10 protein-coding genes are annotated in these 14,778 nt (G+C 72.2%); 2 read left to right on the plus strand and 8 right to left on the minus strand.

The features are described from left to right. Nucleotides 1-72 precede the first annotated feature (72 nt). Nucleotides 73-744 (minus strand): hypothetical protein, encoded by a 672-nt coding sequence (locus tag FLW16_RS25550; protein ID WP_142562664.1) that lies wholly within the window; start codon nucleotides 742-744, stop codon nucleotides 73-75. Between the two features lie 129 nt (nucleotides 745-873). Between FLW16_RS25550 and FLW16_RS25555 the strand changes: the two genes are divergently transcribed. Further along, nucleotides 874-1,212 carry an Imm51 family immunity protein gene (locus FLW16_RS25555; protein WP_142562665.1) on the plus strand — a complete coding sequence of 113 codons (339 nt, stop codon included), beginning with the start codon at nucleotides 874-876 and terminating at the stop codon, nucleotides 1,210-1,212. A gap of 40 nt (nucleotides 1,213-1,252) precedes the next feature. Here FLW16_RS25555 and FLW16_RS25560 read toward each other — a convergent pair whose 3' ends face one another. After that, on the minus strand, nucleotides 1,253-1,714 hold the full coding sequence (locus FLW16_RS25560) for a hypothetical protein (protein ID WP_142562666.1): 462 nt from the start codon (nucleotides 1,712-1,714) through the stop codon (nucleotides 1,253-1,255). A 107-nt stretch (nucleotides 1,715-1,821) separates the two neighbouring features. Between FLW16_RS25560 and FLW16_RS25565 the strand changes: the two genes are divergently transcribed. After that, nucleotides 1,822-3,333: a M48 family metallopeptidase gene (locus FLW16_RS25565; RefSeq protein ID WP_142562667.1), complete on the plus strand. Its 1,512-nt coding sequence runs from the start codon at nucleotides 1,822-1,824 to the stop codon at nucleotides 3,331-3,333. A gap of 75 nt (nucleotides 3,334-3,408) precedes the next feature. On the opposite strand, the gene FLW16_RS25570 is transcribed toward FLW16_RS25565, so the two are convergent. The 6 genes from FLW16_RS25570 to FLW16_RS25595 form a co-directional block, all read right to left on the minus strand. Beyond that, nucleotides 3,409-3,957: a kinase gene (locus FLW16_RS25570; RefSeq protein WP_142562668.1), complete on the minus strand. Its 549-nt coding sequence runs from the start codon at nucleotides 3,955-3,957 to the stop codon at nucleotides 3,409-3,411. Nucleotides 3,958-4,030: 73 nt separating this feature from the next. Next, nucleotides 4,031-4,693 (minus strand): hypothetical protein, encoded by a 663-nt coding sequence (locus FLW16_RS25575; RefSeq protein ID WP_142562669.1) that lies wholly within the window; start codon nucleotides 4,691-4,693, stop codon nucleotides 4,031-4,033. 256 nt (nucleotides 4,694-4,949) lie between these two features. Beyond that, the gene (locus FLW16_RS25580) at nucleotides 4,950-6,776 is read right to left on the minus strand and encodes a N,N-dimethylformamidase beta subunit family domain-containing protein (protein WP_142562670.1); all 1,827 of its coding nucleotides are present in this window, start codon (nucleotides 6,774-6,776) and stop codon (nucleotides 4,950-4,952) included. Further along, on the minus strand, nucleotides 6,773-8,161 hold the full coding sequence (locus FLW16_RS25585) for a condensation domain-containing protein (RefSeq protein ID WP_142562671.1): 1,389 nt from the start codon (nucleotides 8,159-8,161) through the stop codon (nucleotides 6,773-6,775). The genes FLW16_RS25580 and FLW16_RS25585 overlap by 4 nt, the downstream gene beginning before the upstream one ends. Next, nucleotides 8,158-8,403 carry an acyl carrier protein gene (locus FLW16_RS25590; RefSeq protein ID WP_142562672.1) on the minus strand — a complete coding sequence of 82 codons (246 nt, stop codon included), beginning with the start codon at nucleotides 8,401-8,403 and terminating at the stop codon, nucleotides 8,158-8,160. The genes FLW16_RS25585 and FLW16_RS25590 overlap by 4 nt, the downstream gene beginning before the upstream one ends. Continuing rightward, a complete protein-coding gene (locus FLW16_RS25595) occupies nucleotides 8,400-14,573 on the minus strand; it encodes a non-ribosomal peptide synthetase (protein WP_185949587.1) in 6,174 nt (2,057 codons plus the stop codon). Before FLW16_RS25595 ends, FLW16_RS25590 begins: the two co-directional genes overlap by 4 nt. Nucleotides 14,574-14,778 lie beyond the last annotated feature (205 nt).

The following is a 14,778-nucleotide window of genomic DNA, read 5'->3' on the forward strand; positions in this document are numbered from 1 at the left end:
GCTGCGCTCGCCGGCGGTGCGGAGCTCACTGGACATCGAGGCGAATTCGACGCGGCGGGGGCGTGGGGGGCGTCAACGGTGGCGCTGGCAGTACTCGATGTGCAGCTCCGCCCACGGACGGCGGCGGTCCGGATACCCCGTCCTCGCCCGGCCCATGGTGATTTCGGAGCAGCAATGGGTGCCGGGAAATCTCGCGAGGTGCGCGGGGCAGTCCTCGGCCAGAGCACGCACCGGATCCGCCTCCAGTTCGAACGCCTCGCGGCTGCCGATCAGGAAGAGGGTGTCGGCGGCGATGTCCCAGCGGAGATGGTCACGGAAGTCCTGATGGGTCCATCGTCGCAGATCGTCATCGGGGCGCTGACGAAACGCCTGAGGCGGAAGTCTCACGCCATGCGGCCTACCCGCTCCCAATGGGGCGCGGACATGTTTCCAGCGGGAGACCGGGAACGCCAGGCGATGATGCAGCAGGACCAGATCCAGCAGCCGTTCCCGGTTGGCCGAGCCTGCCGGGCGGGCCGTGCGCAGCGGCAGGTAGATCAAGCTGTGCGGGGAGCGGGCAGCCAGTCCCCAGGCCATCGCGAGCACCACGGCCGCTCGCTTGTCCACGCTGAACTGCGCGCCGAGCCGGTCTTCGTACAGCATCGCGTGCTGCACGGCCCGAGCCGGCCGGACCACGCGGTACTCGTCGCGACCGAGGCGGACCTTGCTGATCAACGTCGGCCATGTCTGCTCCGACAGGCGCACTCCCACCCCGTTTCGTGTCTCGTTCGGGAAAGCATGCTAGGAGCGACGCGCAGGCGTGACGAGCGGTTTTACGCCGCACCGATTCAGCGTGATCTTGCGGCTCGGCGCCGGAAGTGGCAGCATGCGCCGATGCATCCGTTGAGGCTGATCGAGTCCACCCCCGGCAAGTACGCGCTGCTGCTGGACGCGGGAACCACGCAGGTCGACGACGTGATCGAGGAGCTCGGTCACGAGCCGAACGGATATTTCTGGGAAGGCGTCGCGCACGTGCTCGTCAGCACCGAGGCCCCCGCCCTGGAAGGCCGGTTCTCCTACGACCCCGAAGGCGGCATGTTCTGCGCGTACGGAGGGAACCGAAGCGCGCTGGAGGAACTGGGCACCCGGATGTCGGCCGTCGCGGCAGACGCCGACCGCATGCGGCGGCTCGTCGCAACCGCCAAGGCGGACGGCTTCGAGTTCGACGACTGACCCGCCCGCCGCTGAGCCGGACAGTGCGCCCACAGATCCGTCAGTTCAGGTCCAGAGCGACCTCCAGGCGCAGGTAAGCGTCGACCCAGGCCTGTTCGACCGCCTCGTCGGAGTCGTCGGTCCGCGTCTCCGCGAAGGCCGTGACGGCCTGCGCGATCCGGTGCAGTCCGAGCACGGTCAACCGCCGCGCCGCGGCGGCGAGCCGGTCGTCCTCGGCACCCATGAGCCTGCCGCTCCCACCGGCAGGCTGCAGGTCGGGGACGACGACGCGGCCGCCGACCGCCAGACCGAGCGGCTCGATGACGACACCGCCCGCGGTCCGCCCGACCACGCCGCTGACGAAACGCAGCTCGCCCTCCTCGCCGTCGAGCACGGCGGCCAGCGAGTCGAGGCACCCCGGGGCGCCGCCGGTGTGCGTGGCCCTGACGGTGGCGGTGTCACCGGCCTGGTCGACGATGACGGCGTCGAGACGCTGGTCTCCGAAGACCCCTATATCCAGCACGGTTTCGGCTGCGCGTGGGTCCCGGGGTCTTTCGCAATCCGAGTGACAGATCCGACGAAATCCGTTAATTTCGCCCTCTCATCCTCACCTTTACCGGAAGTTATGACATGGTCACCGCCTTTCGCGCGACGATCGCGTTCGGCCTGCTCGCGGGCTTCTACGTGCTGGTCGCCGCCGTGATCGGGGCCGCGGTGCTCGTCGACGTCGCCGTCCTGCGGCACGTCACCGCAGGCTCGCTGAAGATCGCGATCGTGCTCACCCTGGCCGCCCTGGCGCTGCTGCGCGGCCTCATCCTGGTCAACCGCCGCGGACGCCAGGAGGAGCCGGGCGTTGGGGTCGGCCGCGGGGATGAGCCGGTGCTCTGGCAGACGGTTGAGGAGCTGGCCGCACGGGTGGGGACCCGCCCGCCGGACGAGATCCGGCTGGTCGCCGAGGTGAACGCGGCGGTGCGGGAGGACACGAGCTGGCTGGGACTTCGGGCGGGCCGGCGCATCATGTACGTCGGCCTGCCCCTGCTGATGACGCTTTCGGTGGACGAGATGCGCGCGGTGCTGGGGCACGAGCTCGGCCACTACAGCGGTGCGCACACGCGGCTGGGCGCACCGGTGTATCGCGGCAGGATCGCCGTGCTGGCGGCGGTCGCCTCCCTGCGGAACCACGCCTTCATCCAGAAGCTCTTCTCCCTGTACGCCAGGCTCTTCCTGCGGGTCTCCCAGGCCGTGTCCCGCCGGCAGGAACTGGAGGCCGACCGGTTCGCAGCCGCCGTCGCGAGCCGTGAGGCCGCCGGGAACGCCCTGCGCAAGGTGCACGGCACGGCGGACGTCTGGGACCTGTTCATAGAGCGATACGTCGGCATGACCGGCATGGCGGGCAGCCGTCCGGCCGACCTGTTCGGCGGCTTCCACGCCCTCGCCGATGCGCGTCGGACGGAGATCGCCCAGGCGGACGAGGGCGGCGAGGGGGCCGGGCCGTACGACTCCCATCCGAGCCTGCCGGAGCGGCTGGCCGCGATCGCCGTACTGCAGGACGTCCCGCACACCCGCGACCCGCGTCCCGCGCTGGCGCTCCTGCGGGACCCCGCCGTCGCCGCGCGCGCTGTGGAGCAGACCTTCTGGACGGAGGAGGCGCTGAAGCTGCGCCCGCTGCCTTGGGAGGAGATGGTCGCCCAGGGCATGTACGTGGGCGTCAATGACGAGGCGCTGCAGGACCTGTCGGCCGCGGGCCAGCGGGTCGCGGGCGGGCCGGGGCCGTCCCTGGACGCCGCCCTGGAGGCGCTGGCCCGGGGCCAGGCCGCCGCCCTCCATGAGGAGCTCGTCCGCCTCGGGTGGCGGCCGTCGCCGGACCTGGTGGCCAAGGTCCTCGCCCGCGCCGTCGAGGGCGTGCTGATCGCCGGCGGCAGGGCCCGGTGGACGCTGTCGTGGACCGGCCCCGCCACCTTGCGCGACACGACGGGGAAGGAGGTCGACGTCGAGGAGTACGCGGCCCGGATCGCGGCCGATCCCGCGCAGGTGCCGGGCATGCGCCAGTGGTTCGCCCAGATCGGCGTGTCGCTGAGGCCGCAGACGCCCGTCACCCCTGACACCGGCCGAGGGCCGGGACAGGCCGTCCAGCGCGTGTAATGGCGTCCTCGGCCGGTTAGGTCAGGACCTTCTCGCCGGCCACGGTGAGGGGATCACTCTCGATCGAGGCGGCCGTCATCGTGAGGCGTCGTCACCGGTGGTCCGCGCCGGGGTCAGGCGCGCTTGGCGCAGCACCTGCCGTACCGATGCTTCCAGCGGGCTGTGCTCGCCGATGACCGTCTCGCACCCGTCCGGGAGCAGGTCGCGATCCCGACACCACTCCCGCATCTGGTCGGGGGTGAACTCCGACCGCTGGGGGCGGCTGTCGTGCCGCCGGAGCGTCTCCGGGAAGGACACGTCCAGGTAGAAGAAGGCGCTGGTCCCGGCGTGGTCACGGCGCAGGGACCGCAGCATCGCGCCGTACCGGCCGGCGGTGAGGATGCCTTCGAGCAGGACGTGATACCCGTGATCAAGTGAGTACCGGACGATCGTGTCGATGAGGCCGATGTTCACTCCGCCATCGACGTCCCGCTCCCGCAGCAGCTCCCTGCGTACGACGTCCTGGCCGACCAGCGCCAGACCACGGCCGTAGGCCGCCCGCACGGCACGGGCGACGCTGGTCTTCCCGGAGCCGGAGTTCCTGCGCAGAACGATCAAACGGGTGTCGAGGGAGCCGGTACGCACCGGCTCACGGTCCGAACAGTCCGGGGGTGACACGCCGTCTTTTCGGGTTTCGACCCGCCACGGCTCCACGTCCTTACGCGGTGCCTGTGTACAGGGTGGCGAGGCTCCCGCACATGACATTCGATGAGCCGATCCACAGGATCGTGAAGCGGTAGCCGTTGCTTCTCCTGATGACGGCGTCGGCGCAGAAATCGGGACGGATCTCGTCAGGTGCGAGTCCCGTGGGGACGTCGAACGGCAGCCTCCTCAGCAGCCAGCAGACTCCGCTGTCGACCAGAGCGTCCAGGTCCCCGCGGACGACGGCGACCATGCCGATCGACCATGGGGCGTTGTCGTGGTGGTAGACCCCGATCGCCAAGTGGTCGGTCTCATAGGCGCACTCCGCCGCGTCGTTGACCGCGTTCACCCTGGTGATGAACCGCTCGAGCCCGCCACGGAACTCTCTGAACTCCCCGGAGCGCCCTTCGGGGATGAAACCGAGGGCATCCTCGGCCAGGCCCGCGATGCTGATGCAGGGGTTCTGCGTGATCACACTGACCCCGTCCGCCGGTGGGAAATCGGGGAGTTGGGACCTCGTGATGGGCCCCGGAGCGGGGCAGACCGGGGCCTTGGGTTTCCTGGACGTCTTCGGCTTCTGGACCTGCCCCTTCTCGGTCTCCGCGGCGTTCGAGCCTCCCCCGAACTCCTCGTCCAGACATGCCGTGGCGAAAAGGGAAAGCGACAGGAGAACGATCAAGAACCTGTGTGTAAAGGAACGACCAGCGGCGAACGCTGAAATGCGAGATCGACGATGCATCGGGCTTCCCTCACCAATGTCTGGTACTCACCCCGGCCTGCTTACCGCCGTCACATCTTCATTCAGATCGACCGGCGGAGCGACGTTCCGGTTCGCTCAGCGGACCGTTGCCGGTGGTGATCTCAGCGGCAGTCGCGCCAGGACGGGTGGGGGATCGTTCGGTCTCGCCCTTCAGCGGTCCGGCGCCGGGGCGGCGTCAGACGTGGCGCCAGCGGAGGGGGGTGCCGTGCCCGGCGGCGACTATGAGCCCGGCATGGGCCGTGAACGTGCTGCCCGGCACCGCTTCCGCGTGACTCTCCCATTCGGAGTCGCCCCGCACGGGCGGGGGAATCCGGGTCAGCAGACGACCCTCGGCGTCCAGGGCGAAGAGCCTGCCGTTCATCCCGACGAGGGCGACGGCGCCTCCCGACGAGCCGGCGGGCTCCCAGCCGCCGCTGCCGAACGGCTGCCGCCACAACTCGCCGGAGGACGTGGCCACCCAGAACGTGCAGTCGGTCACGGCCAGGCCGACCGCGGACCCGGGCGCGGGACCGATCTCCCGCCAGCCCGGCTCGTCGTGGCGCAGGAGCCGCCCGTCATGCGTGACGCCGTACAGACCGACGGCGAGGCCGCCCGCCGCCTCGCGCGGCACGGCCAGGCCGCGTACGCCGCGGGCGAGGCCGACGGGCCGCCAGGGCAGGTTCTGGCCGCACAGCTCCCGGGCCAGCAGCGTGCCGTCCGCGCTCACGGCGTACAGCGTCCGGCCGAGCACCGCGAGCGCCCGCAGGTCGGCCGGCGGGCCGATCACGTCCCAGCGCCCGTCGTCGGCGGCCGACAGCCGGTCGATCACGTTGCGGGTGATCCGGTCGACGACGGGATCGTGCAGGCCGTTGCCCCAGTTGACGGTCGCCGCGGTGAAGACGGTGCCGAGACCGCTGGTGAACACTCCCATGGTCGCCATGCCGCCCTGGCCGTACGCGCTCCAGTGCCGCAGGTCGGCGGTGGCGAGGATGACGAACGACGGCGGGGTGCCGTCCCTGCAGGTCGCCCGGGGGACTCCGCCGACCTCCTCGAATTCGGCGGCGTCGGTCTCGTAGCCCAGGCAGCCCTGGCCGAACTTGTCGCCGTCGGTCAGCCCCGTCCCCTCGAACACCCAGTGCGCCGCGAAACGCGTCGTGTACGACTCCTCCAGCATGCGCGACATGTGCGGTCCCCAGGCGCCCGCGCCGGCGCGGAAGCTCACCCCCGTCAGCGCGTTCTCCGGGCGGTTCACCGGCGCCGCCGACCACTCGACGGTCGTCTGACGGGGGTCGGCGATGGGATCGGTCACCGCGTCGCGGTGGCAGACCATGGTGCGGCCGCCGTCTTCCAGCCTGATCTGCCACCAGCAGGTGTTGCCGGAGAAGAACGCGACGTTGCCGCCGCGCCGGACGAACTCCTCCACGGCGTCGCGCATCCCCAGCGACCAGTACTCGTCGTGCCCGTTGACGATCAGCAGCCGGTGCGGGGACAGCAGGCCGAGGCCGTCGTGCACGTCCAGATTCGAGCAGTACGCGACGTCGTAGCCGCCGCGGCGCAGCCAGCGCATCAGCCCCTCCTCCCATCGTTCGGGAGGAGGCCCGCCGCCGGGCCGGTCGAAGGTCACCCGCGCGGCCCGCGTGGGCGACTCGGTCCAGTAGACGCTCTGCCCCGGTTCCCCCGCCCTGTTGTAGGCCTGCCAGGTGGTGAAGGGGACGCTCACCAGCACCGGCGAGCTGGGCACGGCCTGCCGCACCACGAAGTAGACCTCGTTGTCCGGGCAGGGCGCGCTTCCGGGCAGTCCGAACGGCCACGGCTCCCCGGGCCCGAAGCGCGCCCGATAGAGCGAGCTGCGCCAGCCGGCGGGGATGTCCAGCTCCCACAGGGGCGCGGAGGCGAATCCCTCGAACACCACCCGGTCGTCGGTCGCGTCGGTCACCACCACGGGCGCCGGCCGGTCGAGGACGAAGCCGAGTGAGGCCCCCTGCACGCAGGACGTCGAGGTGGCGTAGGCGCGGACGGTCATCGGACGGCCGCTTCGACGAGAAGGGACTCCAGTTCCAGCAGATAGCGCTCCATGTCCGGGCGGGACAGATACCGGGTGTCGGCGGTGAGCGAGACGCCCTCCGTGGTGAGGTGGACGCAGAACCGGCAGTTCAGCTTGTCCTGGCTCATCGGCCAGGTGACGGACGTCCGCGCCAGCGCGGCAGTGATCTCGGCGGGATCGCACCGGGCCGGTCCCGGGTCGGCGAAGCGCATGTCGTTGAAGCAGCAGTACGGATGGATCGGCTCGCCGCGCTCGGCGCTCACCGAGGCGGTGATCCGGTTCCGGTCGGCCGGGTCGTGGTAGGCGCTGCGGTAGGCGCGCAGGGCGGCCGGCCCCGCGGCCCGCAGCAGGTCGGCGAAGGGCGCCTCCCGGCGGTCGAGCGTGAACAGCCCCTCCTGCGACATCGTGGCGACGATGTCCGTCGTGTCCCGCCGGAACCTGTTGGCCGAGATCGGCAGCACCGCGCACGTCTCGTGGCCGGTGAAGCGGCCGACCAGCTCGGTCACCGCCGTCAGCAGCACGGTCGAGGTCGAGGCGCCGTGCGCGGCGGCGATCGAGCGGACTGCGAGCTCCAGGGCGGGGGAGCGCAGCAGCGCCCGCCATACGGGCGGTCCGGCCGGAGAGCCGCTCGGCGCGGAGAACATCGCCGGCGGGATCCGCCGATACTCGCGCTCCCAGTGCGCCGCCGCCGTCTCCGCCGCCCGCCGCCCCTCCGTGCCGGCCTGCCAACGCGCGAGATCGAGCGGCTGGGCGGCGCCGGGTCGCCGGACGTCAGGACCTCTGAGCAGCAGGATCCGCAGGTCGCGCAGCGCGACCTCCGCGCCGAGCCCGTCGGCGGCCAGATGGCAGAAGACCAGCACCACATGGGCGACCCGATCGCCGTCGAGGACCAGCGCCACCCGCACGGGCCATTCACCGAAGTAGTCGAACGGCCGCGCCGCCAGCTCGCCCAGCACCCGGTCGGGGTCCTCGGTGGTGACCACGACCGGCAGCCGGCCCTTCTCCGCCAGCCGCTGATACGGCTCGGCCCGCCCGTACGGCTCGGCATTTCCGTACGGCTCTGCATTTCCGTACGGCTCGGCATTTCCGTACGGCTCTGGGGGCCTCGCGCGAAACGCGTCGCTCATCGTGGTGCGCAGAGCGCCGTGCCGCTCCACCAGGGCGGCCAGCGCCGTGCACACCTCGGCGACGGTGCGCGAGCCCGGCACCTTCAGCACGCGGCCGAAATTGAAGTAGTGGTCGTCGGGGGCCGTCCGCACGATCGCCTCCCAGATGGCCCGCTGGCCCCAGGTCAGCGGTGCCGTAGGCGGTGCGGAGCCCGGCCCGGCGAACTCGACGTGCGGCAGGGGGCCGGTGGCGTTCACCGGGAGGCCATGGAAGCCAGGTGCGCGGCCAGCCGGTCGAGATCGTCCAGCAGGCTCATGCCGTCCTCGCTCAGATCGAACTCCACGCCGAACTCCGACTCGATCGCGTCGATCAGCCGCAGCATCGTGATCGACGTGACGCCCAGGGCCGACAGCGGCAGGGTCGCGGCCAGCACCTCGTCCGCGGTGACGGCGCCGTCGGACGACTCCTCGACGAGTTCCGCCAGCCTCTCTTTGATCATTGCAGCTCCTTGGCGAGGCGTTCCGCCTCCTCGTCCGACATCTGGTCGAGCTCGGCGATCAGGAGTTCCTCGACCGCCCGTGCCAGCCCACCGACCGTGGGATGGGTGAACAGCGTGCGGATCGGCAGCTCCAGGCCGGTCGTGCCGCGCAGCCGGGCGACGATCCGTACGGCGAGCAGCGAGTGGCCGCCGAGGGCGAAGAAGTCGTCGTGGACCCCGGCCTTCTCGACGCCGAGCACCTCGCCGAAGACCTCGGCCACCAGTTCCTCGGCATCGGTGCCGGGTGCGACGTACGCCTCCCGGTGCGCCTGCGGAGCCGGCAGCGCGGCCCGGTCCACCTTGCCGCTCGGCGTCAGCGGCAGCCGGTCGAGCCGTGCCCAGGCGGTCGGCACCATGTACGGCGGAAGCGCCGCGCCGGCGAACTCCGCCAGCTCGGTGAAGCCGGCGGATCCGGTGACGTAGCCGACCAGCGTGTCGCCGATCGCGACGACCGCGGCCTCACCCACCTCGGGATGGGCCAGCAGGCGGGCCTCGATCTCGCCCGGTTCGATGCGGAACCCGCGCACCTTCACCTGGTCGTCGAGCCGGCCCAGGAACTCCAGCTGCCCGTCGGGCCGCCATCGCGCCCGATCGCCGGTGCGGTAGACACGCTCGCCGTACAGGTCGGCGAACCGCTCGGCGGTCAGCTCCGGACGACCGAGGTAACCGCGGGCCACACCCGTCCCGCCGATGCACAGCTCTCCGGCCGCGCCGGGGGGAGCGAGCCGCCCGGCCGCGTCCAGGACGTGGACGCGGGTGCCTCCGATGGGCCTGCCGATCGGCGGACGCCCGGGCGAGCCGTCCAGCTCGGCGAGCGTGGCGATGACGGTCGCCTCGGTCGGGCCGTAGGTGTTGACCAGCCGCACCCGGTCGCCGAACCGCCCACGCCAGCGGGTCACCGCGGCCTCGTGCACCTGCTCCCCGCCCAGGATGACCAGCCGCAGCTCCGGCGGCCAGGCGATCGACTCGATCTGGTCGACCAGGTGATGCCAGTAGGCGGTCGGCAGATCCAGGACGGTGACGCCGTCGAGGTGGTCGGTGAGCGTCACCGCGCCGTCCGGCAGGAGCGCCAGGTGGGCGCCGGCGGCCAGCGTCGGATAGATCTCCTCGGCGTGCGCGTCGAAGCCGAGCGAGGCGAACTGCACGACCCTGTCACCCGGTCCCAGGCCGTACTCCCCGACCATCCAGGCGACCCTGGCCGCGAGGTTGCGATGCTCCACGACGACGCCCTTCGGCGTCCCGGTCGAGCCGGACGTGTAGATCACGTACGCCGCGGCGTCGCCCGTGACCGGCACGGGCGCGGGCGCACCCTCCAAGACGGAGACGGAGACAGAGACGGCTTGCGTTGTGCACGCCACCGGGACGCCCGGCGGCAGCCCTCCGGCGAGGTCGGCGGAGGCCAGGACGAGCGCCGCCGCGCTGTCGCCGAGCATGAACGCCAGCCGCTCGCCCGGAAGCCCGGGGTCGAGCGGCAGGTAGGCCGCCCCGGCACGCCAGACCGCGAGCAATGCCGCGATGGCGTCCGGCGTCCTGCCGAGGAGGACGCCCACGATGTCACCGGGGCCGACGCCGCGTGCCCGGAGCAGCGCGGCCAGCTCGTCGGCGCGCGCGTCCAGCTCGCCGTAGGTCAGGTCGCCCACGGCGCGGGAGTCCCGATGCGCGCGCACGGCCGAGGCCACCAGCTCGGGGACGTACGGCCCGGTGACATACTGCTCGGGCGCGACGTCGGGCCCGCGGCCGAGCTCCAGCAGGCGGGCCTCCTCCGCCGCGGTGGTCAGCCGCGGGGGAGCGGCGAAGTCCTGCCGCAGCACCCCCTCCAGCCGGGCCGCCATCGCTCCGATGGTGCCGTGGTCGAACAGCGCGGCGTCGTAGGAGAGCACGACGAGCAACTCGTGCTCGTCCTGCCACGCCTCCAGCATCAGGTCGAACTTGACCTGTTCGAAGCCGTGCGCGAACGGCTCGGCCACCAGCCCGGAGAAGGCGGCCGGGGAGGCGCCGGTGTCCTGGTTGTGCAGGATCGCCATCGTCTGGAAGGCGGGCACCCGCAGCCGTTCGAACGGGATGCCCTGATGCTCGAACGCCGAAAGGACCGCGTCGCGGGTCCGCTCCAGCGACTCCCCGAAACTCGGCTGAGCCGCAGTGGGCGGGTCCGTGCGGATCAGCAGGACGTCGGCGAAGTAACCGACCACGTTCTCCAGCTCGACCCGGTCTCTGCCGGACGCGACGGTGGCGATCGTGATGTCGCTGCGCCCGCTCTGCGCGGCGAGCACCGCCTGATAGGCGGTCAGCAACGTCGTGAACAGCGTCGCGCCGTGTTCCCTGCCCCGCTCGACCAGCCGCGCCACGTCCTCGGCGGGCAGCCGGAACGTGTGGAAACCGCCCTTCCTGACGGGCGGCGAGGTGCGCGGCAGGTCCGTCGGCAGGTCGAGCGGGGGCGCGCCGGCCAGCCGCTCGCCCCAGTAGGCGACGAGGTCGTCCTGGTTCCGCTCGCGCTGCCATCGGGCGACGTCGCCGAACTGCAGCGGCGCCGGGTCGAGCAGTTCGCCGGAGTAGAGCCGGGCCAGCTCGTCCAGCATGACGTTCAGCGACCAGCCGTCGCCCACGATGTGGTGGAGGACCACGCACAGGACGTGGTCGCCCAGGACGTGGTCGCCCAGGATGTGGTCGGCGGAGCAGAGCCGGATCAGCGTCACGCGCAGCGGCGGCCGGGAGGCCAGGTCGAACGGCGCGTTCGTGCGCTCGGCGACCAACGTCTCCGCGTGCGCGACGTCGGCGGCCGTGACCGCCTCGACAGGCACGGGCCCCGGCGGCTCGACCACCGCGACCGGGGCGCCGTCGACCTCCGGGAACCGCGTGCGCAGGCTCTCGTGCCTCGCGACCAGCGCGGCCAGGGCTCGTTCCAGGGCCCGCGCGTCCAGCGGGCCGCGCAGCCGCCGGACGAGCCACATGTTGTACGACGCGTCGTCCGGGTCGAGCCGGTGCAGGAACCAGAGCCGTTCCTGGCCGTGCGACAGCGGCGCGGGCTCTCCGGCCGGGCGGGGTCGCGGCCCGTCGCCGTCCCCAGCGACGGCCCGGTCTCCCGTGGTCTCGTCGAGCAGCTCGGCCAGCGCCGCGACGGTCGGGCGGGTGAACAGCTCGCGCACCGGGATCCGCACCGGCAGCCTGGCGGTGACCATGGTGGCCAGCAGCGAATGACCGCCGAGCGCGAAGAAGTCGTCGTCCGCGCCGACGCTCTCGACGCCGAGCACGTCGGCGAAGACGCCGGCCACCAGCCGCTCGGCGTCGGTACGCGGCGGGACGCCCGCGGGCCTGGCGACCCGAGGACGCGGCAGGGCCTTCCTGTCGACCTTGCCGTTCGGGGTGAGCGGCAGCGCGTCGAGCGTCACGACGGCCGCGGGGACCATGTAGCCGGGCAGCTGCCCTGCGACGTGCCGCCGGAGGTCGAGGTCGCCGCCCTCGGAGTCGGCAGCTGAAGCGCCCGCGTCATCGGGCGTGCCGGGGACGACGAAGGCCACGAGCAGGTCGTCGCGTACGGCGACCACGGCCTGGCGGACGGCCGGATGCGCTTCGAGCACGGCCTCGATCTCACCGAGCTCGATCCGGTGCCCGCGCAGCTTGACCTGGTTGTCGGTGCGGCCGAGGAACTCCAGCGTGCCGTCCGCCGACCATCTGACGACGTCGCCGGTGCGGTAGACCCGCTCGCCCTCCTGGCTCGGAGACGCGTGCTCGGGAAACGCGTGCTCGGGAAACGCGTGCTGGACGAACCGCTCCGCCGTGAGGTCTGGACGGCCGAGGTAGCCATCCGCGACGCCGGCGCCGCCGATCAGCAGCTCACCGGGCACGCCGATCGGCACCTGGCCGCCTTCCGCGTCGACCACGTGGACGGTGGTGTTCGCGATCGGGCGGCCGATCGTCACCCGCTCGGGCCGCTCGGGCACCTCCCAGGCGGTCGACCAGATCGTGGTCTCGGTCGGGCCGTACATGTTGACGAGCCTGCGTACCCGCGCCCGCAGCTCGGCGGCGAGCGCGAGCGGGAGGGGCTCGCCCCCGGCGATGGCGACGACCGGCGGGAGCTCGCCCGCGAGCAGCACCCGCCAGCCCGACGGGGTGGCCTGGACGTGGGTCACGCCCGTGTCGGCGATCAGCCGGGCGAGGGCCGCGCCGTCGCGCGCCGTCTCCGCGCCGGCGACGACCACCCGGCCGCCGGTGACCAGCGGCAGGTAGAGCTCCAGCGCGGAGATGTCGAACGACAGCGAGGTGAGCGCGAGCCAGACGTCCGAGGGCGTCGATCCGACGAGATCGCGCATGGCGAGCAGGAAGTTGGTGAGCGCGCGGTGCGGCACCACCACGCCCTTCGGGCGTCCCGTTGAGCCGGAGGTGTAGAGCACGTAGGCGGTGTCGCCGGGCGAGGGCCGCTCGGCGGGCCCCTTGGTGAGCGCCGCGCCGACCGGATCCTCGCTGATGAGGAGATCGGCGAGGTCGGCGTCGGTGAGGACGAGGGCCGCGCCCGAGTCCTCGATCATGTACTCGACGCGGGCCGCCGGGTAGTCGGGGTCCACCGGCAGGTAGGCCGCACCCGACATCGCGACGCCGAGCAGGGCGACGATCATCTCCGGGCCGCGCGACATGCGCACCGCGACCACGCTGTCGCGCCCGACGCCCCGGTCGCGCAGCCGCGCCGCCAGCTCCGCCGCCCGTACGGCCAGCTCGCGGTAGGTCAGCTCCCGGCAGGGTGTGCCTTCGGAGACCACCGCGACCGCGTCGGGCGCGGCGGCCACCCGGTCGAGCACCAGGTCGGCCAGGGTGACCGGAGGCAGCTCGGCCGCGGTGGCGTTCCACGCGGCGAGCCTGGCCCGCTCGCGCTCGGTGAGCAGTTCGAGCCGTCCCACGGGCAGCGTGGGGTCCGCGACCGCGGCGGCGAGCAGCACGAGGTAGCGCTCCGTCATCAGTTCGACCGTCTCGTGGTCGAAGAGCTCCTCGCTGTAGATGGCGACGCCGAGCACGCCGCCGTCGTCCTCCGCGTACAGGTCGAGCGACAGGTCGACCCTGGCGGGGTGCCAGCCGAGCGGGAACGGCTCGGCGGCCAGACCCGGCACCGGATCGGCCACGTCGCCGTGGGTGTGCAGCGCGAACATGGTCTGGAACAGCGGTGTCCTGCTCGGGTCGCGTTCCACCCCGAGGACGCCGATCAGCCGCTCGAACGACACGTCCCGATGGGCGAGCGCGTCCAGGACGGCCCGGCGGGTGCGGCGGAGCAGTTCGGCGAAGCTCGGCGCACCGGACAGGTCGCATCGGAGCACCATGGTCGTCGACAGATAGCCGATCACCTGCTCCAGCTCGGTGCTGTCGCGGCCGGCCGAGGGGGTGCCCACGCAGAAGTCCGCCTGCCCGCTGTGCCGGGAGAGCAGCGCCTGGTAGGCCGCGAGCAGCAGCATGTACGGCGTGCAGCGCGCCTTCCCGGCCGACTCCGCCACTGTGGCGGCCAGCGCGGGCGGGATGCGGAAACGGATCTCCCCGCCCGCCGTGCCCCGCCTGGCCGGACGCGGCCGGTCGGCGGGCAGCTCCAGGACGGGCGCCCCGGACAGCCGCGACACCCACCAGTCCAGATCCGTCGAGTCCTCGCGGGTCGGCACGTGGTCGCCGTACTGCGGCGGGAGCGTCTCGGGAAGCGCCCGGCCCGCGTAGTGGTCGGCCACCTCGGTCCTGAGCACGTTGAGCGACCAGCCGTCGCCGTTGATGTGGTGCAACACGACGCACAGCACGTGGTCGGCCGGACCGAGGCGGACCAGCGTGACCCGGAACGGCGGCCGCTCGGCGAGGTCGAACGCGGCATTGGTGCGGGCGCGGACGATCCGCCGGGCCTCGTCCTCCGACCCCGCGGCGACCTGCTCGATCGTCAGCGGCGCAGGCGGCTCCACGACGGCCGCCGGCCGGCCGTCGACCTGGACGAAGCGTGTGCGCAGCGCGTCGTGCCTGGCCACGACCGCGCCGAAGGCGGCTTCGAGGGCCGGGACGTCGAGCTCCCCGCGCAGCCGGTAGGCGTAGGCGGTGTTGTAGGAGGGGTCGTCGGGATCGAGCTGGTTCAGAAACCAGAGTCGTTCCTGACCACGGGACAGCGGACCTGTCTTCACGTGCCTACCCCCGGGCAAGTGCCTTCGGAAAACCGGCGCCTTCTGGAAAGCTTCTTAACAGTTTTCGGGTTGGCCGCAGTGTTCCACGGATCTTCGGCCACCCGCAAGGCTTCGCCGGCGGCGGCGCCGGAGTGGGCAAGCCGTGGGGGGTTGCCGCCCTCGGCGGCCTCGTGTCAAACTGGCGCCGAACTTTAATTAGGAAACT

Source organism: Microbispora sp. KK1-11 (genome assembly GCF_006874435.1).
GTDB classification, from domain to species: Bacteria; Actinomycetota; Actinomycetes; order Streptosporangiales; family Streptosporangiaceae; genus Microbispora; species Microbispora catharanthi.

Bases quoted from the DNA above. Each gene is read 5' to 3' on its own strand.
- FLW16_RS25580 (WP_142562670.1), bottom strand. From the start codon at position 6,776: ATGACCGTCCGCGCCTACGCCACCTCGACGTCCTGCGTGCAGGGGGCC.
- FLW16_RS25555 (WP_142562665.1), top strand. From the start codon at position 874: ATGCATCCGTTGAGGCTGATCGAGTCCACCCCCGGCAAGTACGCGCTG.
- FLW16_RS25565 (WP_142562667.1), top strand. From the start codon at position 1,822: ATGGTCACCGCCTTTCGCGCGACGATCGCGTTCGGCCTGCTCGCGGGC.
- FLW16_RS25590 (WP_142562672.1), bottom strand. From the start codon at position 8,403: ATGATCAAAGAGAGGCTGGCGGAACTCGTCGAGGAGTCGTCCGACGGC.